General features: G+C 62.0%; 20 protein-coding genes. 15 read left to right on the top strand and 5 right to left on the bottom strand.

Going from position 1 to position 18,133, the window contains the following annotated elements; translation table 11 throughout:
• Window positions 1-40: 40 nt before the first annotated feature.
• Together AC1DWZ_RS11215 and AC1DWZ_RS11220 are read right to left on the bottom strand one after the other, a co-directional pair.
• Window positions 41-1,357 carry an ABC transporter substrate-binding protein gene (locus AC1DWZ_RS11215; protein ID WP_477168971.1) on the bottom strand — a complete coding sequence of 439 codons (1,317 nt, stop codon included), beginning with the start codon at window positions 1,355-1,357 and terminating at the stop codon, window positions 41-43.
• A 29-nt stretch (window positions 1,358-1,386) separates the two neighbouring features.
• A complete protein-coding gene (locus AC1DWZ_RS11220) occupies window positions 1,387-2,454 on the bottom strand; it encodes an ABC transporter ATP-binding protein (RefSeq protein WP_477168972.1) in 1,068 nt (355 codons plus the stop codon).
• A 187-nt stretch (window positions 2,455-2,641) separates the two neighbouring features.
• Between AC1DWZ_RS11220 and AC1DWZ_RS11225 the strand changes: the two genes are divergently transcribed.
• From AC1DWZ_RS11225 to AC1DWZ_RS11260, 8 genes are all read left to right on the top strand, one after another.
• Window positions 2,642-3,214, top strand: coding sequence for a chloramphenicol phosphotransferase CPT family protein (locus AC1DWZ_RS11225; RefSeq protein ID WP_477168973.1), 573 nt, complete (start codon window positions 2,642-2,644; stop codon window positions 3,212-3,214).
• A 17-nt stretch (window positions 3,215-3,231) separates the two neighbouring features.
• Window positions 3,232-4,665 carry a hypothetical protein gene (locus AC1DWZ_RS11230; protein WP_477168974.1) on the top strand — a complete coding sequence of 478 codons (1,434 nt, stop codon included), beginning with the start codon at window positions 3,232-3,234 and terminating at the stop codon, window positions 4,663-4,665.
• A 144-nt stretch (window positions 4,666-4,809) separates the two neighbouring features.
• Window positions 4,810-6,114, top strand: a complete 1,305-nt coding sequence (locus tag AC1DWZ_RS11235) for an ABC transporter substrate-binding protein (RefSeq protein ID WP_477168975.1) — start codon at window positions 4,810-4,812, stop codon at window positions 6,112-6,114.
• 152 nt (window positions 6,115-6,266) lie between these two features.
• Window positions 6,267-7,148 carry a branched-chain amino acid ABC transporter permease gene (locus AC1DWZ_RS11240; RefSeq protein ID WP_477168976.1) on the top strand — a complete coding sequence of 294 codons (882 nt, stop codon included), beginning with the start codon at window positions 6,267-6,269 and terminating at the stop codon, window positions 7,146-7,148.
• The gene (locus AC1DWZ_RS11245; RefSeq protein ID WP_477168977.1) at window positions 7,145-8,110 is read left to right on the top strand and encodes a branched-chain amino acid ABC transporter permease; all 966 of its coding nucleotides are present in this window, start codon (window positions 7,145-7,147) and stop codon (window positions 8,108-8,110) included. Before AC1DWZ_RS11240 ends, AC1DWZ_RS11245 begins: the two co-directional genes overlap by 4 nt.
• Window positions 8,107-8,841 carry an ABC transporter ATP-binding protein gene (locus tag AC1DWZ_RS11250; protein WP_477168978.1) on the top strand — a complete coding sequence of 245 codons (735 nt, stop codon included), beginning with the start codon at window positions 8,107-8,109 and terminating at the stop codon, window positions 8,839-8,841. Before AC1DWZ_RS11245 ends, AC1DWZ_RS11250 begins: the two co-directional genes overlap by 4 nt.
• Window positions 8,841-9,551: an ABC transporter ATP-binding protein gene (locus AC1DWZ_RS11255; RefSeq protein WP_477168979.1), complete on the top strand. Its 711-nt coding sequence runs from the start codon at window positions 8,841-8,843 to the stop codon at window positions 9,549-9,551. Before AC1DWZ_RS11250 ends, AC1DWZ_RS11255 begins: the two co-directional genes overlap by 1 nt.
• An 82-nt stretch (window positions 9,552-9,633) precedes the next feature.
• Entirely contained in the window at window positions 9,634-10,260 is a 627-nt protein-coding gene (locus tag AC1DWZ_RS11260; protein ID WP_477168980.1) for a chemotaxis protein CheB, read from the top strand.
• Here the strand turns inward: AC1DWZ_RS11260 and pncA are convergent.
• Window positions 10,232-10,867 carry a bifunctional nicotinamidase/pyrazinamidase gene (gene pncA, locus AC1DWZ_RS11265; protein WP_477168981.1) on the bottom strand — a complete coding sequence of 212 codons (636 nt, stop codon included), beginning with the start codon at window positions 10,865-10,867 and terminating at the stop codon, window positions 10,232-10,234. The two genes, AC1DWZ_RS11260 and pncA, sit on opposite strands and share 29 nt — an antisense overlap.
• A 281-nt stretch (window positions 10,868-11,148) precedes the next feature.
• Between pncA and AC1DWZ_RS11270 the strand changes: the two genes are divergently transcribed.
• From AC1DWZ_RS11270 to ureG, 7 genes are all read left to right on the top strand, one after another.
• Complete coding sequence (locus tag AC1DWZ_RS11270) at window positions 11,149-11,988, top strand: urease accessory protein UreD (protein ID WP_477168982.1); 840 nt, start codon at window positions 11,149-11,151, stop codon at window positions 11,986-11,988.
• Between the two features lie 12 nt (window positions 11,989-12,000).
• The gene (locus tag AC1DWZ_RS11275) at window positions 12,001-12,303 is read left to right on the top strand and encodes an urease subunit gamma (RefSeq protein ID WP_477168983.1); all 303 of its coding nucleotides are present in this window, start codon (window positions 12,001-12,003) and stop codon (window positions 12,301-12,303) included.
• A 10-nt stretch (window positions 12,304-12,313) separates the two neighbouring features.
• Window positions 12,314-12,625, top strand: a complete 312-nt coding sequence (locus AC1DWZ_RS11280; protein WP_477168984.1) for an urease subunit beta — start codon at window positions 12,314-12,316, stop codon at window positions 12,623-12,625.
• 3 nt (window positions 12,626-12,628) lie between these two features.
• Window positions 12,629-14,338: an urease subunit alpha gene (ureC, locus tag AC1DWZ_RS11285; RefSeq protein WP_477168985.1), complete on the top strand. Its 1,710-nt coding sequence runs from the start codon at window positions 12,629-12,631 to the stop codon at window positions 14,336-14,338.
• Window positions 14,339-14,340: 2 nt separating this feature from the next.
• On the top strand, window positions 14,341-14,856 hold the full coding sequence (locus AC1DWZ_RS11290; RefSeq protein ID WP_477168986.1) for an urease accessory protein UreE: 516 nt from the start codon (window positions 14,341-14,343) through the stop codon (window positions 14,854-14,856).
• Window positions 14,857-14,977: 121 nt separating this feature from the next.
• On the top strand, window positions 14,978-15,661 hold the full coding sequence (locus AC1DWZ_RS11295) for an urease accessory protein UreF (protein ID WP_477168987.1): 684 nt from the start codon (window positions 14,978-14,980) through the stop codon (window positions 15,659-15,661).
• Window positions 15,658-16,314: an urease accessory protein UreG gene (ureG, locus tag AC1DWZ_RS11300; protein WP_477168988.1), complete on the top strand. Its 657-nt coding sequence runs from the start codon at window positions 15,658-15,660 to the stop codon at window positions 16,312-16,314. The genes AC1DWZ_RS11295 and ureG overlap by 4 nt, the downstream gene beginning before the upstream one ends.
• A 151-nt stretch (window positions 16,315-16,465) precedes the next feature.
• On the opposite strand, the gene AC1DWZ_RS11305 is transcribed toward ureG, so the two are convergent.
• Together AC1DWZ_RS11305 and AC1DWZ_RS11310 are read right to left on the bottom strand one after the other, a co-directional pair.
• The gene (locus AC1DWZ_RS11305; RefSeq protein ID WP_477168989.1) at window positions 16,466-17,215 is read right to left on the bottom strand and encodes an SDR family NAD(P)-dependent oxidoreductase; all 750 of its coding nucleotides are present in this window, start codon (window positions 17,213-17,215) and stop codon (window positions 16,466-16,468) included.
• Between the two features lie 11 nt (window positions 17,216-17,226).
• Window positions 17,227-18,132, bottom strand: coding sequence for a Gfo/Idh/MocA family protein (locus AC1DWZ_RS11310; protein WP_477168990.1), 906 nt, complete (start codon window positions 18,130-18,132; stop codon window positions 17,227-17,229).
• Window position 18,133 lies beyond the last annotated feature (1 nt).

Raw genomic sequence — 18,133 nt, forward strand, 5'->3', positions numbered from 1 at the left:
GCGACCGGCGCGCCGAACATCGCCGGTCGCGTGCGACGCGTCAGACGCGGTAGTAACGGTTGATGCGCTTCTCCGCCTTTTCGATCGCCTCCTGCGGGGTGGCGGCACCGGTCACGGATTCGGCGAACAAATCGACCAGCACATAATCTGCCATCACGGCAGCGGAGGCGTAACCCAACGGGCCGGCATAGCCGTTGGGTCGCAGCGTCGCCGAGGCTTTGGCATAGGGCGCATTGTTGCGATCGGCTGTCCAGACCGGGTTCGATTCATAGCTCTTCAGTGTCTGGCAGCAATAGCCGGCGGATTTTTCGATCCAATTGTTCATCTGCTCGGCCTCGAACATGAAGCGCAGATATTCGCGTGCCGCATTCGGATACTTTGTGTATTTGAAGATGACCGAACTGGTCACCTGATAAAGTTCGATCGACTTGCCCACGGGACCGATCGGCAGGCCGGTGGTGCGGATGTCGGCGGCGATTTCGGCCTGTGCCGGATCGTTCTTCGGCGTGTAATAGGCCGAGATGCCATTGGCGATGACCGACAGCTCGCCGGCGAGGAACGCGCGGTTGTTGTTGACGTCGAGCCAGCCTTCGGTGCCGGGAATAAAGGTCTTGTAGAGTGCCTGCGCGTATTCGATCGCCTTCATCGTCTCCGGGCTGTTGATCGTGACCTTGCCGTCTTTGTCGACCATCTGCCCACCATGGCTCCACAACAGCCAATGGGCATAATTGTTACCATCGCCGACACCGTGGCCATGGGTAAAGCCAACCGGATGGCCGCTCTTCTGCATGGCCTTGCACAGTTCCAGGAAGTCATCGGTCTTGGTCGGGAATTCGGACCAGCCCGCAGCCTTCACCCAGCTTTCGCGATAGACGATGGCGTTGCCGATGGTGGCGGTGGGCAGGCCGATGAACTTGCCGTCGCGGGAGGCGTAATCCTTGGGTCCGTCATACCAGCCGCCATATTTCTTGCCGAGATATTCGGCAAGCTCGGTCACATCCAGCAGCTTGTCGGGATATTGATGCGGATCGTCGAACCAGACCATCATGAGATCGGGGCCGGATCCGACATTGGCGGCCACGGCTGCTTTGGGGCGGATATCCTCCCAGCTTTCCTTATCGACGCGCACTTCAACGCCGGTCGCTTCTGTGAATTTCTTGGTGTTGGCCAGCCATTGCTCCTCGTCGCCTTTCACGAAGGGTGACCAGCGCAGCAGCCGCAGGCTTGCACCATCTTCCGGCTTGTAGCTGAGGGTGTCCTGGGCCAAAGCCTGGCGGCCACCCAGCAGGCCCGGTGCCAAGGCGCCGGCAGAGAGCGCCGCCGTCGTTTTAAGCAGGTCGCGTCGGTTGAAACTCATGGTCATTCCTCCTTCTGGGATGGCAATTCCTAGAGTCGTGCGCCAGTGGCTTCGTCGAACAGATGCACGAGACCCGGTTGCGGTTTGAGACTGATTCGTTCACCCGGCTTGAAGAGATGGCGTTCGCGGAAGACCGCGACGATTTCCTCGCCGCTGGCAAGACGCGCATTGACCTGCACTTCCGAGCCGGTCGGTTCCACGACGACGACGTCGGCCATGACGCCGCCCTCTGCCAACAGCAGATGTTCCGGCCGCACGCCCAGCACCGCCGGTCGGCCGGCATGGACAGCGTAAGCGCCGTCGAGCGGCAGCTTGAACTGCGCGCTCTGGCTCTCAAAGGACGTACCGCCCTCGACGCTGATCCGGCCATTGATGAAATTCATCGACGGCGAGCCGATAAAGCCAGCGACAAAACGATTGCCCGGCCGATCATAAAGGTCCAGTGGCGCGCCGATCTGCTCGACGATGCCATCATGCATGACCACGATCTTGTCGGCCATGGTCATGGCTTCGATCTGGTCATGGGTCACATAGACCGTCGTGGTCTTGAGGCGTTGATGCAGTTCCTTGACCTCGGCACGCATGGCGACGCGCAATTTGGCATCGAGATTCGAAAGCGGCTCATCGAACAGGAAGACCTGCGGATCGCGGACAATGGCGCGGCCCATGGCGACGCGCTGCCGCTGGCCGCCGGAAAGCTGGCGCGGATATCGGTCGAGATAAGGGGTGAGGCCGAGAATTTCCGCCGCCTGTCCGACACGTTGGGCGATATCGCTTGCCGGCGCTTTCTTGAGCTTCAGCGAAAAACCCATATTGTCGGCCACCGTCATATGCGGATAGAGCGCATAATTCTGGAACACCATGGCGATATCGCGCTCTTTCGGCGGCACGTCGTTGACCACGCGGCCACCGATGGAGATCTCGCCGGAGGTGACACTTTCGAGGCCGGCAATCATGCGCAGCAAGGTGGACTTGCCACAGCCGGAAGGTCCGACCAGGATGACGAATTCGCCATCCGCTATATCTATTGAGACCCCATGAAGAATTTGCGCAGTGCCAAACGCCTTGCGCGCGTCGCGAATTCCGACTGCCGCCATCCGACCAGAACCTCCCAGTTGCGCTTTTCGTGATTCAAATGATAGCGCTTACACAGAACGGTATAAGGCAGTGCCAGATGGTGCAAGGAAAGAAGTCCCGTATACGACTAAGGTCGCATAACATGGGGTCGCGGCTGTCCGCGCACCTGCAATAAGATACACAAAAAGATAAGCACCGGACTAATTCATGAAAGGCAATGTGGTGAGTAAGGTCGCGCGCATCGTTTTCCTCAACGGGGTTGGGAGCGTCGGCAAGACCTCGCTCGCCAAGGCGCTCCAGGCCATCACACAAGAGCCGTTTCTCTATGTCCCGATGGATGCCTTCTTGGACATGCTGCCGGAAAAATACTTTGACCATCCGGATGGTTTCGTCTTTGAAACCACGCAGGTGGACGGGAAACCGTCTGTGGTCATCAAGACGGGGCTGGTCGGTGAACGCACCCTCAGCGGCATGCGGCACGCGATCGTCGCTCTGGCGGCGCAGGGCAACGATCTCATCATCGATGAAGTCCTGCTGGGCGCCGAAAAGGCTGAGTACCGGCAGCTCCTGGCACCCTTCGAGGTCCATTGGGTGGGCGTTTTTGCACCGCTGGATGTGCTGGAGGAGCGTGAACGCAGGCGCGGCGACCGCCTGATCGGCTTGTCGCGCTGGCAGTATGACAAGGTTCACCGGGACATGACCTACGATCTCGAGATCGATACCAGCCATGAGACGCCGCTGGCCTGCGCCGAGCGCATCAAGCAGACATTCGGACTGTAGCGGCGGACATTGACTGTATGATGCGCGCAGGACGGTGTTTTTCCTTTCTTCAGCTAAGTCTGCTCTCGCTTCTGGCGACGACGGCGCCCGCGGCGGCCCATACGACCGAGGGCGGCTTCGTCCTGCTGCTGCCGACCGGCTATTATATTGCGGGGGGCACGCTGGCGGTCCTGGCCTCGTTCTTCCTGGTCTTCCTGCTGCCGGCACAGATGCTGGAACGATGGGCTGGCGGGCGCCGGAAACTGGGCGAGGTAAGGCTGCCACCGGCGCTGCTTGCCAGTTCGATGAGTGCGCTGATTCTGTTCGTCCTGATCCTCGCCGGTTTTCTAGGGAGCCGCGATCCCCGTGCCAATCCGCTGCCCATCACCGTCTGGTCGCTCTGGTGGGTCGGCTTTGTCTTTCTGCAGGCAGCTTGCGGCGATCTCTGGGATCGTCTCAACCCGTGGCTCGCACCTTATCGCCTGCTGCAGCGTCTCCTGGGCCTCAGGCAGCCTTGTCTGCGCTATCCGGACGCCATCGGCTACTGGCCGGCCATTCTGGGCTTTGCCTGTTTTGCCTGGTTCGAACTGGTCGATCTTGCCCCTAGCGATCCGGCACGTCTTGCCAGTGCCATTCTTCTTTATGGCGCCGTCACTCTCATTGGCATGATTCTGTTCGGAGAGGTTGCATGGCTGGGTCGCGCCGATCCCTTCAGCGTGTTTCTGCGCCTGATCGCCCAGCTGTCGCCTTTGAGGGCGGGACCGGTCGGCCAGGACCGGCCGGATCATCGCACCCTCTATCTGACGCTGCCCGGTGCTCGATTATTTGACATCGCCACCTTGCCTGTGAGCGGCATCTTGTTCGTGCTGCTGACATTGGGCAGCGTCTCCTTCGACGGCTTGAGCAAGACCTTCTGGTGGCTCAGTCTCGGCGGCATCAACCCGCTGGACTTTCCCGGCCGTAGCGCGGTCGTCTGGCTCAACACGCTTGGTTTGCTCGGCCTGTGGCTGGGGCTGGTCGCGGCCTATCTGCTGGCGATCGCGATAGCGCGCTGGATTAATCCCGCGTTGCCGGCGGGGCGGGCCGCAGGGCTCCTGGTCGTCAGCATCATTCCGATTTCGCTCGCCTATCACTTCTCCCATTACCTGACATTGCTGCTGGTCGACCTCCAATATGCGGTGAAAGCGCTGTCTGATCCGTTCGGGCTGGGATGGGATCTGCTGGGTACCGGGCGCTATCACGTCACCACGTCGTTTCTGGCCAACTATCATTCGGTAGCGATGCTTTGGAATCTGCAGGCGGGCGCTATTGTCCTTGGCCACCTGCTCGCGGTCGCCGTCGCACATATTCAGAATACGCGATTGGGCGGCGATGGCTGGCGCGCACCCTTGGGTCAACTGCCGCTGGCAAGCCTGATGGTGCTCTACACGTTGTTCGGCCTGTGGTTGCTGGCGACGGCAACTGCCGGGTGAGCAACGCAGGCTTATTGAGTTTTGGGAAATCTCGTGTTCTATTTCATTTGTATGCAAACGGTCGTCATAAGGCCGGCATGAGGCACGTTGGGTACCCTAAAGCTTTGTAGATTCTGGAATCCACTCACGACAGGGAGTAGTGCTATGAATCCGAAGACGCCCCTTATCGGCGGCAAAAAAGGCCTGATCACAAGACGTTCCGCCCTCAAAACACTGGGTGCTGCGAGTGCCATTGGCTTGGCGCCCGGCTATGTCCGCTTCGCCCAGGCGCAGACCAGCGAACCCTTGAAGCTCGGCTTCCAGCTGCACAGCACCGGGATCGGTGCCGCCTATGGCCGCTGGTATGACCGCACTACCCAGGCTGCCGTGAAACTGATCAACGAAGGCGGCGGTATCGCGGGCCGCCAGGTCGAGATCATCACCGAGGATGACGGCACGGACCCCAAACGCGGTGCGGAGGTGGTCGAAAAATTCGCCAGCCAGCACAAGGTCGACTTCGTCTTCGGGACCCTGTTCTCCCATGTCGTGATCGGCTCGGCGCCGCGCGCTGGCGAACTCAAGATGCCTTATTTCGTGGTGAGCGAGGGCTATCACGTCGCCTCCGGCGCCCTTAACCGCTATGTCTTCCAGCCCGGCATCACCGATGTGCGCTCGCAGGTCAGTTCCATGGCGCCCTGGATCGCCGGGAATCTCGGCAAGAAGGTCACCATGATCTTCCCCGACTATGCCTTCGGCCACGATCACCGCGACTTCTTCACCGCGGCCATCGAGAAGCAGGGCGGCAGCGTCGTGGCGCTGCTGGCGATTCCGCCGACCGAAACTTCCTACACCAAATATTTCCCGCAGATTCCAGCTGAGACCGAGGTCATCTATCACGTCATGGTCGGCCCCGGCGTGCTCACCTTCGTCAAGGAAATGGGCGAGCATTTCGGCTCGAAGCGCCCGCAGATCTTCGGCTTCATCGATTCCCTGGAAGCGGTCGATCTTGCCAGTCCCGGCCTCGAATTCCTGGACGGCACCTATTTCTGGGAAGCCTTCCCGCGCTATGCTGGCGCCGACCAGACACCGCAGGACAAATTCTACCGCGAAAAGGTCGGCGTCGATGGCAACGGCGCCAGCCTCGATGATCCCAAGGACATTGCGACCTACTCGCATATGTTCGGCTGCTGGGAAACGCTCTACACGATCAAGCAGGTGGTCGAGGCCAGCGGCTATAAATCGGCTGCCGACAAGGGCGCGTTGATCGAAGCAGTCGAAGCGATGACCAGCTTTGCTGCCGGCAACGAACATCCGCAAGGCGACAAGACCTTCGATGGCAAGCGGCATCAATGCTATGGCCATCAGTTCATCTCGAAGGTCGAGGGACAGAAGCTCAACGTTGTCCACCAGACCTCGATCGAAGACGGCCTCTACGAAAACGACACCGACTACACCAAACAGCCGCTGTAGTTTCGTGATATCGCGGGACTGTCCCCTATGTCGTCATGCCTGGGCTTGACCCGGGCATCCACTCTCTCAACTGCCGCAGTGGATCTCCGGGCCTTCGCCCGGGGATGACGACAGGGGGCAGTCCATAACTAGCAGTTGAGAGAACATCGCCCTTGGATCTCGGCCCCCATCTGCTCTTGGCACTTCTGGAAGGTGGCGTCGCGGCCTTCGTCCTGGCTGTGACCGCGCTCGGCCTGTCGCTGGTGTTCGGTGTCATGCGCATCGTCAATGTGGCGCATGGCGAGTTCTTCATGTTAGGCGCGGTGCTGGCCTGGTGGTTCACGTCGCTGGTGCCGGAGGCGCCGTTCTGGGGCTTCATGCTGGCGCTCGTCGGGGCACCCCTGGTGGTTGGTGCGATTGCGGTCGCCGCGGATGCACTCGTCTTGCGGCGGCTCAACTACCAGCCGGAAGCCACCATCGTCGCCACCATCGGCCTTCTCTATATCCTGCAGCAGCTGGTGCTGAGCATTTATGGACCGGAGGCGCGGCCCGTGGTGGCGCCGATCCAGTTCCGGATCGTATTCCCCTGGTTCGGCTATTCCGGTTACAAATTCATCGTCGTCGGGGCGGCTTCTTTGTTGCTGCTCGGCGCCTGGTACGGCGTCACGCGGACGAAATTCGGCCTGATCATGCGTGCAACGCAGTTCGACCGCGAGACCGCTCAGGCCTTCGGCGTGCCGGTGAAGCGGGTCTATGCGGCGGTCTTTGCTTTGGGCGCCATGCTGGCCGCGGTGGCGGGCGTGCTGGTCGTACCTCTGCAGCAAGCGCACTATCTGATGGGGCTAGATCCGCTGCTGCTGTCCTTCATCGTCGTCATCATTGGTGGCCTCGACAGCCTCAAAGGCACGATCCTTGCTGCTTTCGTGATCGGCCTCAGCGATGGAATCATTTCCGTCTTCTTTTCACCGACCCTCTCCAAGATCATCGCGACACTGGCCGTGGCGCTGGTGCTGGTGTTCCGGCCGAACGGATTGTTCGGGAGCAAGGCGCGATGAGGGCGGCGTCGCAAAAGGCGCGCATAGTCGTTCTGCATGCCGGGTTGGTCGCGCTGCTCTTCGGCGCGCAATTCCTGCTGCCCGACTATGACCACACCAATTTCGTCAGCATCATGGTGCTGGCGACCTATGCCATGGGCTACAATGTGCTCGTTGGCTATACCGGCCTCCTGAGTTTGGGTCATGCCATGTTCTTTGCCGCCGGTCTCTACGGCGCCGGCATGGGCGTCTATTATTTCGCGCTGCATCCGGTGCTGGCTTTCATTGTTGGGGCGCTGGCCGGCCTGGTCCTGGCGTTTCTCATAGGGCTGGTGGCCCTGCGCACCACGGGTGTGGCTTTCATGATCGTGACCATGATGTTCGCCCAGGCAGCCTTCCTGGTGACGCTCTATTTCAACGATGTCACCCATGGCGACGAAGGATTGACCCTGAGCCAGGCAGCGCGTGGCTTCGATCTTCTTGGCCTCCATGTCGACCTCACCAACCCGGCCTGGCGCTATAATCTGGCGCTGGCCTTGTTTGCGGTGGCGCTGACGACCTGTCTGGCGTTGGTCCGCTCGCCCATCGGCCGCGTCCTCGTCGCCATTCGCGAGAATGACGAACGAACCAGCATGCTGGGGTACGATGCCCGCCGCTACAAGCTCTTGGCCCTCACGCTCTCGGGCCTGCTTTCCGGCACGGCAGGTGCGGCCTATGTGTTGTTCTTCGGCTATGTCGGGTCGAGTTTTGCTGCCATTCAATATTCGATCTACCCGCTGCTCTGGGTGCTGCTGGGGGGTGTCGGTACTGTGGTCGGCCCGTTCGTCGGCACCTTGCTCATGTTCTATCTCATCGAGATCTCCCGCGATCACACATCGAGCTACATGATCGTCGTGGGCGTCATGCTGGTACTCCTCGTCCTGTGGTTCCCCAAGGGAATCGCCGGCACCATCCGCGCCCGCTGGCTGGGGTGGATACCATGACCTTCCTCGCCACCAAGGCGCTTGCCCGCAGCTTCGGCGGTATCCAGGCGGTGACCGGCATCGACCTGGCCCTCAATCAAGGCGAGATCCGAGCCATCATCGGCCCCAACGGCGCCGGCAAGACCACGCTTGTCAGCATGATCTCCGGCCGCGTCGAGCCCAGTTCGGGCGCCATCATCTTCGAGGGCGAGGACATCACCGGCTTACGTCCCTGGGACCGGGTGCTGCGCGGCATCGTCTACACGTTCCAGATCACCAGCGTCTTTCGCAATCTCAGCTGCTTCGACAATGTAGCACTCGCCGTGCAGCGGGCGCTCAGCAAGGGGCGTGCGATCTGGTACCGGCCCGACCCGGTTGAGATCGCGGCCGGCGTCGAGGCGGCCCTTGAGCGTGTAGGCCTTGCCAGCCGCGCCCAGGAACTCGCTGGCGAACTCTCCTACGGGCATCAGCGCCTGCTGGAAGTGGCGATGGGTCTCGCCCTGCAGCCGCGCCTGCTGATCCTCGATGAGCCGACGCAGGGCTTGTCGGAGCAGGAAATCGCCGATTTCTGCCGCCTGGTGAAGGAGATTGCCGCCAGCGCCACGATCCTGCTCATCGAGCACAATATGGATGTGGTGATGGAACTCGCCCACCGCATTACGGTGATGAACAATGGCACCCTTTTGGCTGAAGGGTCGCCGGACGAGATCATGGCCAATCTCGACGTGCAACGCGCCTATCTGGGAACCTGATGCTCAAACTCGACCGCATCAACTGCTTCTATGGCCATGTCCAGGTCCTGCGCGACTTCTCGCTCGACCTGGCGCCGGGCGAGGTGCTGTGCCTGCTGGGGCGGAACGGCGCTGGCAAGACCACGGCGTTGAAGGCCATCATGGGCCTCGTCAAGGTGCGTGGCGGGAGCATTCTGTTCGACAATGTAGAATTGACGTCGCTGGCGCCCCATGAGGTGCCGAAGCAGGGCATCGGCTACACGCCGCAGGGCCGCCGCCTCTTTTCCGACCTTACGGTCGAGGAAAACCTGAAGATCGGTCTGATGACCCGCGGCAGGGGTGCCGCCACCCGCGCCCGTGTCCTCGATCTATTCCCCATCCTGGGCGAGCGGCTGGGACAGCGTGCCGGTACCTTGAGCGGTGGCGAGCAGCAGATGCTGGCCACCGCCCGCGCGCTCTGCGTCGAGCCCAAGGTGATGCTGCTGGATGAACCAACGGAAGGGCTGATGCCGCTCATGATCGCCAAGATCCTGGAGATTGTGGCAAAGCTCAAGGAGGCTGGTGTTGCCACCATCCTGGTCGAGCAGCGCGTGGAATCCGCTCTCCACGTCGCCGACCGCGTCGCTTTCATCGAAAACGGCCGTTCGGCAGAGATCGTCTCGCCGGCGGAGCTGCGTGCCGATCCCGCCTTGTTGCACCAATATGTCGGGGTGGGTGTGCGGCGGCGCTGATCCGATACTCAGAATAATTCGGAACGAATGAGGCATCATGAACGTTTCTTAACTGGGCCATAAAGCCCAGTGGAGTATTCAGATGCCGATGACACGAGACTTCCCGATCGTCTGCGTGGGTGGCTCAGCCGGCGGTCTCAATGCATATGTCCGCCTTTTGCAGCATCTGCCGTCAGATATGGGTGCTGCCATCGTCATCGTGAATCACTTGCGCACCGTCTCCACGCAGCTTCACGAGATCCTGCCCAAATATACAAAGATGCCCGTCGAGCTCATCACGGACCGGCTGCGGGTCGAGCGCAATCATGTCTTCATCATTCCGGAGAAGCGCGATCTCCATGTTCTGGATGGTGAATTCCGCCTCAAGCCGATCTCGAAGCCGCACGGTTGGCCGGATGTCATCACGGTTTTTCTCTGCTCGCTGGCCAAGAATTGGGACGGCAAGCTTGTTGCCGTGATCGTCTCAGGCCTTGATGGAGATGGTGCTGACGCCCTTGATGACATCAAAAAGGTCGGTGGCATCACCATCGCACAGAAACCAGAGACGGCCAAAGAACCGGACATGCCGGAAAGTGCGATCGCCACCGGATGGGTCGATTTTATCCTGTCGCCGGAAGAGATCGCTCGGAAGATTGTCAACATCGCCGCCGGCCGCCCCCAACAAGCGGGGGCAAGATCAATTATGCCGCCAGCACCGTTGACTCGGTGAGCGTCACGCCGGCTGCCTGCATCTTTGCCACTGCATCCTGGAGCGAGCCGCCGAGGTCGATCGCGCGGCAGGCATCCATGATCACCCGCGTCTCAAAACCGAGGCGTCGGGCGTCCAGAGCCGAATAGGCGACGCAGAAATCCGTGGCGAGACCGACCAGGGTGAGGTGGGTGAGGCCACGTTCGCGCAGATATCCGGCCAAACCGGTCGGCGTCGTCTGATCATTCTCGAAAAAAGCCGAATAGCTGTCGATCGCGGGGCGGAAGCCCTTGCGAATGACGAGCTCTGCCTTGGTCCAGGCAAGGTTGCTATGGAAGTCGGCGCCCCTGGTACCTTGTACACAATGGTCCGGCCACAAGGTCTGCGCACCGTAGGCGAGATCAATGGTGCCGAACGGCGCCTTGCCAGCATGTACGCTGGCAAAGCTGGAATGCCCGGCCGGATGCCAATCCTGCGTCAGGACGACATGGGGGCTAGCGCCGATCAGGCGATTGACCAGCGGCACGATCTCATCGCCGCCGCCAACGGCCAGGGCGCCGCCGGGACAGAAATCGTTCTGCACGTCGATGACGATCAAGGCATCGGTGTCGAGGCTGGCTGCGGTCAAGATCCATCTCCTGGAACGGTCCATGCGTGGCTGCCACATCATAAGACATGGCGTGGCATCGGGCCAAGCCGGGCCGCCAGGATGGCGCCAATTTGGGCAAACTTGCGCCGCTTTGCCTATTTTCTACGCAAGCCATAGTGAGCCAACCCCTGTGAGGGCCCGATTCCTCGATCCTTCCGTCGGGACCTGGGCTGGCATCGCTCTTGCGTTACCTTGCTGGCTGCTGTGGCCGCGGCCATTGGTGCTTGGGTAAATCTCGGGGATTGGGGCGGATCGCGCAGATGGATGGCAGCCTCGACATCAGATTTGCCAATGACCGGCCTATCGGGCCCACCTCGCTCTCACAGACGCGGCTCGTCCATCTCGACCAGCGGGCGCCGATGCGCGCCCTCTTTCCGCATTGCCCGAACATGGGCCTGCCGGTCACCGCGATCACAGCCACCTGCGGCGGCTTCACCGGTGGTGACCGCCTGGGGATCTCGGTCGAGATCGGCCAGGGCGCTGGCGCCATGGCGATCGGCCAGGCGGCGGAAAAGCTCTATCGCTCGACCGGTGCCGAAACCCGGATCGATATCCATCTCGACCTCAAAGCCGATGCCTGGTTGGAATGGCTGCCGCAGGAAACCATCCTGTTCGATGGTGCCCGCCTGCGCCGGCGCACCCATCTGTCGATGGAGGCGGGCAGTGCCGTGCTGGCCGGCGAGATCCTGGCCTTCGGCCGCCAGGCGCGCGGCGAGGAACTGACCCACGGCCTCATCCATGACGGCTGGCAGATCGTGCGCGAAGGCAAGCCGGCCTGGGCCGACATCTTCCACGCCGCCGACGCCGATCTCGTCGCGATGCTGGGTCATCCGGCAGCCCTGGCCGGCGCCCGTGCCAGCGCCATGCTGATCCATGTTGGCACGGGTCTCGGCGAGGCCCTGGCCTGGGTGCGCGAGAGATTGAACGTTGCCAATAATGCGATGCGTGCGGCAGCCACCATCGTCAACAATGTGCTGCTGGTGCGCTGGCTGGCTGACGATGCCGCCGACATCAGGCCGTCTTACGCCGCTTTGTGGATGGGGCTGCGCGCCTCTTCCCGCAACCTCCCCGCCAATCTGCCGACATTCTGGCATGCCTGAAGGACTGCACCCATGCGCCTGACACCGCGCGAGAAGGACAAATTGCTGATCTCCATGGCCGCGATCGTGGCGCGGCGCCGGCTGGAACGGGGCGTGAAGCTCAATCATCCGGAAGCCATCGCGCTCATCTCCGACTATATCGTCGAGGGTGCCCGCGACGGCAGGTCGGTGGCCGACCTCATGCGTGATGGGGCGACCGTCATCACCCGCGCCCAGGTCATGGATGGCATCGCCGAGATGCTGCACGAGGTGCAGGTCGAGGCAACTTTTCCGGACGGGGTGAAGCTCGTCACCGTCCACCACCCGATCCGCTGAGGGGGCGCCGATGATACCCGGTGAAATGTTGACCAAGCCTGGCGAGATTGTTCTCAATGACGGGCGCGCCACGGTGAAACTGCGCGTCGCCAACACCGGTGACCGGCCGATCCAGGTCGGCAGTCATTTCCATTTCTTCGAGACCAACACGGCGCTTTCCTTCGACCGCGCCGCCGCGCGCGGCTTCCGGCTCGACATTCCGTCCGGCGCCTCCGTCCGCTTCGAACCGGGGCAGAGCCGCGAGGTCAATCTGGTCGCCTTCGGTGGCGACCGCATCATTTATGGCTTCGGCGGTCTCGTCGACGGCAAGCTGGAGGGCTGAGACATGGCTTACCGCATGGATCGCAGCGCCTATGGCCTGACCTATGGCCCCACAACCGGTGACCGCCTGCGCCTCGCCGATACCAATCTCATCATCGAGATCGAAAGAGATCTTGGCATCCCCGGCGAAGAGGCGAAATTCGGTGGCGGCAAATCGATCCGCGACGGCATGGCGCAATCGCAGCGCACGCGGGCGGAAGGCGCCGTCGACACCGTCATCACCAATGCCGTCATCCTCGATCACTGGGGCATCATCAAGGCCGATGTCGCCCTGAAGGGTGGCCGCATCGCTGCCATCGGCAAGGCCGGCAATCCGGACACGCAACCCGGTGTCGACATCATCATCGGCCCGGGGACTGAGATCATCGCCGGTGAAGGCCGCATCCTCACCGCGGGCGGCGTCGATTCCCACATCCACTGGATCTGCCCGCAGCAGGCGGAAGAGGCAATCAATTCCGGTGTCACCACCATGATCGGCGGTGGCACGGGGCCGGCGGAAGGCACCTCGGCCACCACTTGCACGCCAGGCCCCTGGCATATCGGTCGCATGCTGCAGGCGCTGGAAGGCGTTCCGGTCAATATCGGGCTGCTTGGCAAGGGCAACACTTCGAAACCGGATGCACTCATCGAGCAGATTCAGGCCGGTGTCTGCGGCTTGAAGCTGCATGAGGATTGGGGTACGACGCCGGCCGCCATCGACAATTGCCTGTCAGTCGCGGACGCCATGGACATCCAGGTCGCGATTCATACCGATACCTTGAATGAATCCGGCTTCGTCGAGCGCACGGTGGCGGCGTTCAAGAACCGTGTCATTCACGCCTATCACACCGAAGGGGCGGGTGGTGGCCACGCGCCGGACATCATCAAGCTGTGCAGCTTGTCCAACGTGCTGCCATCCTCGACCAACCCGACGCGGCCCTTCACGGTGAATACGCTCGACGAGCATCTCGACATGCTGATGGTGTGCCATCATCTCGATCCGCGTATCCCCGAAGACATCGCCTTTGCCGAAAGCCGCATCCGGCGCGAAACCATCGCCGCCGAGGATCTGATGCACGACATGGGCGCCATCAGCATGATGTCGTCGGACAGCCAGGCCATGGGCCGGGTGGGCGAGGTGATCATCCGCACCTGGCAGACGGCACATAAGATGAAGGCGCAGTTCGGCAGTCTTGCCGGCGATCCGGCCGAGAATGACAATAACCGCGTCAAACGCTATCTCGCCAAATACACGATCAATCCCGCCATCGCACAGGGCATGTCGAAAGAGATCGGCTCGATTGCCGTGGGCAAGCTTGCCGACATCGTGTTGTGGCGCCCGGCCTTCTTCGGCGTGAAGCCGGACATGGTGCTGAAATGCGGCATGATCATCGCAGCCCCCATGGGCGATCCCAATGCCTCGATCCCAAAGCCGGAACCGGTGCATTACCGGCCCATGTTCGGTGCCTTCGGTGGGGCTCTCAAGGAAAGTGCTGTGACCTTCCTCAGTGCTGCGGCATTGGATCAGGGTGTCGGGAGTCGCCTCGGCCTGCAGCGGCAATTGGTGGCAGTCCAGGACACGCGCCACCTCTCGAAGAAGGATATGGTCCATAACGACGCGATGCCGGCGATCGAGGTCGATGCCGAAACCTATGAAGTGCGCGCCGATGGCAAGCTGCTGACCTGCGAGCCGGCAAAGGAACTGCCCATGGCCCAACGTTATTTCCTGTTCTGATCATGGCCCAGTCACTGACAAGCGAGCAGCTTAAGCGGGCGACAGCGGTCATTCCGTCCGGCTATTGGCCGGTGGCGCAGATGGTGGGAACCGTGACACTCATCTACGCCGATCGCTGCCGGCGACGTATCCGCCTCACCGACGATGGCGGCAAGCCGTTCCTGCTTGATCTCGAACGGCCGATGCGCCTCGCGGATGGTGACGGCCTGCAATTGATGGGCCACGGCTTCATCAAGGTCGTTGCGGCCGTCGAGACCTTGCTGGAGGCGCGTGCCAAGGATGCAAAACATCTTGCGCGCCTCGCCTGGCATGTCGGAAATCGGCATACCGCGGCGGAAATGGTGGGTGACCAGTCGTTGCGCCTGGTCGATGACGCCGTCTTGCGCGCGATGCTGAAAGGGCTCGGCGCCGAACTTGGTACCGTCGAGGCCCCGTTCCACCCGGAAGGTGGCGCCTATGCCGGCGGTGACGCCGCACACCATGATCATGAACATGGACCGCATACGCATGAGCATTGAGGGAGGCGAGATGTTTGCGTCCTCTCAGTCGTCATCCCCGGGCTTGACCCGGGGATCAGGTTCAGCTGCCGAGGCGCTGCAGGCAGATCCCCGGGTCAAGCCCGGGGATGACGCTGGGGGGGTGAATGTCGGCACGGCCACACGCCTGCTGACCTGGCTGTCGCCGGCCTTTCCTGTGGGCGGCTTCAGCTATTCTCATGGGCTGGAATATGCGATCGAGGCTGGCCTGGTGCGCAACGCGGCGCAGCTGACCGATTGGGTTGACGGCATCTTGCGTTTCGGCGCCGGGCGCAATGACGGGATGTTTCTATTGGCGGCACATCGCGCGGCAGGGCGGCCGCCTTATGACGGTCTCATCGCGATTGCTCATCAGGCGGCTGCATTGCGCGGTACCGCAGAGCTGGCGCAGGAATCGACGGCACAAGGCGTTGCCTTTCTGAAAGCGGTCGCCAGCGGCTGGCCCACTTACGCCGATGCCGCTCCCGTCAAGGCCATGGCATCCTGCCAGCTGACCTATCCCATCATCGTCGGTTGCCTGTGCGCGGTGGCCGGCATCCCGGAAGCGATGGCACTTGAGGCCTATCTCACGGCCTTTGCCAACAATCTCATCTCGGCCGGCATCCGCCTGGTGCCGCTCGGCCAGAGCGATGGCCTGCGCATCGTGGCGGCGCTGGAGCCGCGCACCATCGGCTATGTGAAGACGCTATCCGATCTCTCGCTCGACGATCTCGGCGGCAGCGCGCTTGCCGTCGATTGGTCGAGCATGAAACACGAAACCCAATATACGAGGTTGTTCCGCTCATGACGCTTCCCATTCGCATCGGCATCGGTGGCCCGGTCGGTTCCGGCAAGACGGCCTTGCTGGAACGCCTGTGCCGGTGTCTCGCCGAGACCTACGACATCGCCGTCATCACCAATGACATCTACACCAGCGAGGATGCGGCCTTCCTCAACCGCGCCGGCGTGCTGCCGACGGCGCGCATCTCCGGTGTCGAAACCGGCGGCTGTCCGCACACGGCGATCCGCGAGGATGCTTCGATCAACCTCGCCGCCGTCGACGATCTCGTGGGCCGCTTTCCGAAGCTGGAATTGCTGTTCGTGGAATCAGGGGGCGACAATCTCAGCGCCACCTTCTCGCCGGAATTGGCGGACCTCACCATCTATGTGATCGACGTCTCCGCGGGCGACAAGATCCCGCGGAAAGGTGGGCCTGGCATCACACGCTCCGACATCCTGGTCATCAACAAGGTGGATCTTGCTCCCATCGTTCATGCCGATCTCGACGTCATGGCGACGGACGCCAAGAAGCAGCGTGGCGAAAAACCGTTCGTCTTTGCCAACATGCGCGTGGGGCTGGGGCTGGAGCGGATCATCGAGCTGATCCTGGAACTGGGCGGTATGCCCAAGCGCAAGGCCGTGTTCGTTGATGCACTGCCCGCGCTGCAGGATTGGAGTTGAGAGGCTGCTTGTTTTGCTTTCCCTCCCCCCTTGAGGGGGAGGGCGGGGAGGGGGGTAAGGTCCATTTCAGTTTCGCTGCAGCGGATTGGCGGATAGATACCCCCTCCCGCGCTATCGCGCGGCCTCCCCCTCAAGGGGGGAGGCGAAGAAATTACGCCCTTAATACCTGCCCGCCATCCACCACCAGCGTCTGGCCGGTGATCCAGCTGGCCAGGGGTGAGGCGAGGAACAGCACGGCATTGGCGATTTCAGCCGGCGTACCGTGGCGGCCGAAGGGAATGCCGGCTTTCACCTCTTCATAGACGTGTGGCGTCTCGATCCGGCACCGGTCCCAATAGCCACCGGGAAAGTCCACCGATCCGGGTGCCACGCCGTTGACGCGGATCTTCTGCACTGCCAAGCCAACAGCCTGCGACGTGGTGAGATTGATCAGCGCCGCCTTTGCCGCGGCATAGGCCGGGTCATTGACCGACGGCTTCAAGCCGGAAATCGAGCTGATATTGATGATCGCCCCTTGCCCCGATTTGGCGAGGAACGGCTCGGCCGCAGCCGCTGCGCGCACCGCTGCCATCACGTCGACATTGAAGCAATCGACCCAGCTGTCGCCGGTATTGTCGATGCCGGACGCATTGCAGACCAGGACATCGATGCCGCCCAATGCGGCGGCCGCATCGGCGACATATCCCTTGATCGCAGCTTCCTGAGCGAGATCGCAGGTCGCTGCATGGACTTTATGGCCGAAGGCGGCAAGCTCCTGGCGGGTGGCTTCAAGGGTGGCGGCACCCCGGGCGCAGATGGAGATATCAGCGCCGGCGGCGGCGAAGCCCAGTGCAATCGAGCGCCCGATGCCACGGCTGCCACCGGTCACGATCACGCGGCGCTGCTTGAAATCGAAACTCATGGCAGGGATCCTTATGAAGTGGCGAGCATCGCCTCGATCAATTCAGCAACGGCGAGACCCTCAGTGAAACTTGCAAGCTGATTAGGCTTCCCGTCGAGAAGATCGGCCAGGGCATCGAGCTGCGAGGTTTCCGGCAGGGCGGGACCCGCATCACCCGAATAGTCGAGAAGCCGCCAATCGACCAATGAGATCTCGCCGTGGCTGCCCGTGACGGTGAACCGGTTGTCGTCGTCGCGATCGCCACCGATGCCGGCATCTATCGTGAAGTTGACCGTCGGATATTGGATCGTCGCGTGGAGTTTGGTCTCGGTGCCGACCGTGCCGCGTTCGACGTCGCTGGCGACGAGCGTGCCGGGCCCGAACAGGCGGTTGGCGAGGAACACGAAATGCGACACGACCTCACGGGTGAAACCGCCTTCTGCCGGCTGGGCGAGCCAGGCGCCGGCACCCGACTGCCAGCCGCGCGGCCATTGCCCGAAACGGACGCGCAGATGCGCGCTTTCGACTCTGCCCAATGCGCCGCTCTTGACCACGCGCGCGATGCGCACCGGCACGTCGCGGGCGGCGAACGAAAAGTTGACGGCGGCCGGAATCCCGGCACCTGCCACCAGATCGCAGCACAGCCGCGCCGACGGAATGGTCGCGGAGAGCGGCTTCTCGCACAGAATGGGCTTCTTGGCCGCAACCGCCAGGCGCACGATCGATTCATGCAATGCCGGCGGGGTCGCTGTGTAGATCGCGTCCACTTTTGGATCGGCGACCACGGAAGCTGCATCTGCCAGCAGCGGAAACGGAACCTGGGGTCGCGCGGGATCGAAACCGGCGACGACGTGAAAGCGTGGATGGGCGGAGAGCAGCTCGGCCATCTCCTGCCCCATGACACCAAGGCCGATGATTCCGAAACCATAGCTTTTCATG

The organism is Dongia sp. P2_B8, from assembly GCF_056404715.1.

What these genes read in the sequence shown, in the direction of transcription:
- AC1DWZ_RS11310 (WP_477168990.1), bottom strand. Translation starts at nt 18,132, where the DNA reads ATGAAAAGCTATGGTTTCGGAATCATCGGCCTTGGTGTCATGGGGCAG.
- AC1DWZ_RS11215 (WP_477168971.1), bottom strand. Translation starts at nt 1,357, where the DNA reads ATGAGTTTCAACCGACGCGACCTGCTTAAAACGACGGCGGCGCTCTCT.
- AC1DWZ_RS11280 (WP_477168984.1), top strand. Translation starts at nt 12,314, where the DNA reads ATGATACCCGGTGAAATGTTGACCAAGCCTGGCGAGATTGTTCTCAAT.
- AC1DWZ_RS11225 (WP_477168973.1), top strand. Translation starts at nt 2,642, where the DNA reads ATGAAAGGCAATGTGGTGAGTAAGGTCGCGCGCATCGTTTTCCTCAAC.
- ureC (WP_477168985.1), top strand. Translation starts at nt 12,629, where the DNA reads ATGGCTTACCGCATGGATCGCAGCGCCTATGGCCTGACCTATGGCCCC.
- AC1DWZ_RS11260 (WP_477168980.1), top strand. Translation starts at nt 9,634, where the DNA reads ATGCCGATGACACGAGACTTCCCGATCGTCTGCGTGGGTGGCTCAGCC.
- AC1DWZ_RS11245 (WP_477168977.1), top strand. Translation starts at nt 7,145, where the DNA reads ATGAGGGCGGCGTCGCAAAAGGCGCGCATAGTCGTTCTGCATGCCGGG.
- AC1DWZ_RS11275 (WP_477168983.1), top strand. Translation starts at nt 12,001, where the DNA reads ATGCGCCTGACACCGCGCGAGAAGGACAAATTGCTGATCTCCATGGCC.
- AC1DWZ_RS11250 (WP_477168978.1), top strand. Translation starts at nt 8,107, where the DNA reads ATGACCTTCCTCGCCACCAAGGCGCTTGCCCGCAGCTTCGGCGGTATC.
- AC1DWZ_RS11255 (WP_477168979.1), top strand. Translation starts at nt 8,841, where the DNA reads ATGCTCAAACTCGACCGCATCAACTGCTTCTATGGCCATGTCCAGGTC.
- AC1DWZ_RS11305 (WP_477168989.1), bottom strand. Translation starts at nt 17,215, where the DNA reads ATGAGTTTCGATTTCAAGCAGCGCCGCGTGATCGTGACCGGTGGCAGC.
- AC1DWZ_RS11270 (WP_477168982.1), top strand. Translation starts at nt 11,149, where the DNA reads ATGGATGGCAGCCTCGACATCAGATTTGCCAATGACCGGCCTATCGGG.
- AC1DWZ_RS11230 (WP_477168974.1), top strand. Translation starts at nt 3,232, where the DNA reads ATGATGCGCGCAGGACGGTGTTTTTCCTTTCTTCAGCTAAGTCTGCTC.
- AC1DWZ_RS11235 (WP_477168975.1), top strand. Translation starts at nt 4,810, where the DNA reads ATGAATCCGAAGACGCCCCTTATCGGCGGCAAAAAAGGCCTGATCACA.
- ureG (WP_477168988.1), top strand. Translation starts at nt 15,658, where the DNA reads ATGACGCTTCCCATTCGCATCGGCATCGGTGGCCCGGTCGGTTCCGGC.
- AC1DWZ_RS11290 (WP_477168986.1), top strand. Translation starts at nt 14,341, where the DNA reads ATGGCCCAGTCACTGACAAGCGAGCAGCTTAAGCGGGCGACAGCGGTC.
- AC1DWZ_RS11220 (WP_477168972.1), bottom strand. Translation starts at nt 2,454, where the DNA reads ATGGCGGCAGTCGGAATTCGCGACGCGCGCAAGGCGTTTGGCACTGCG.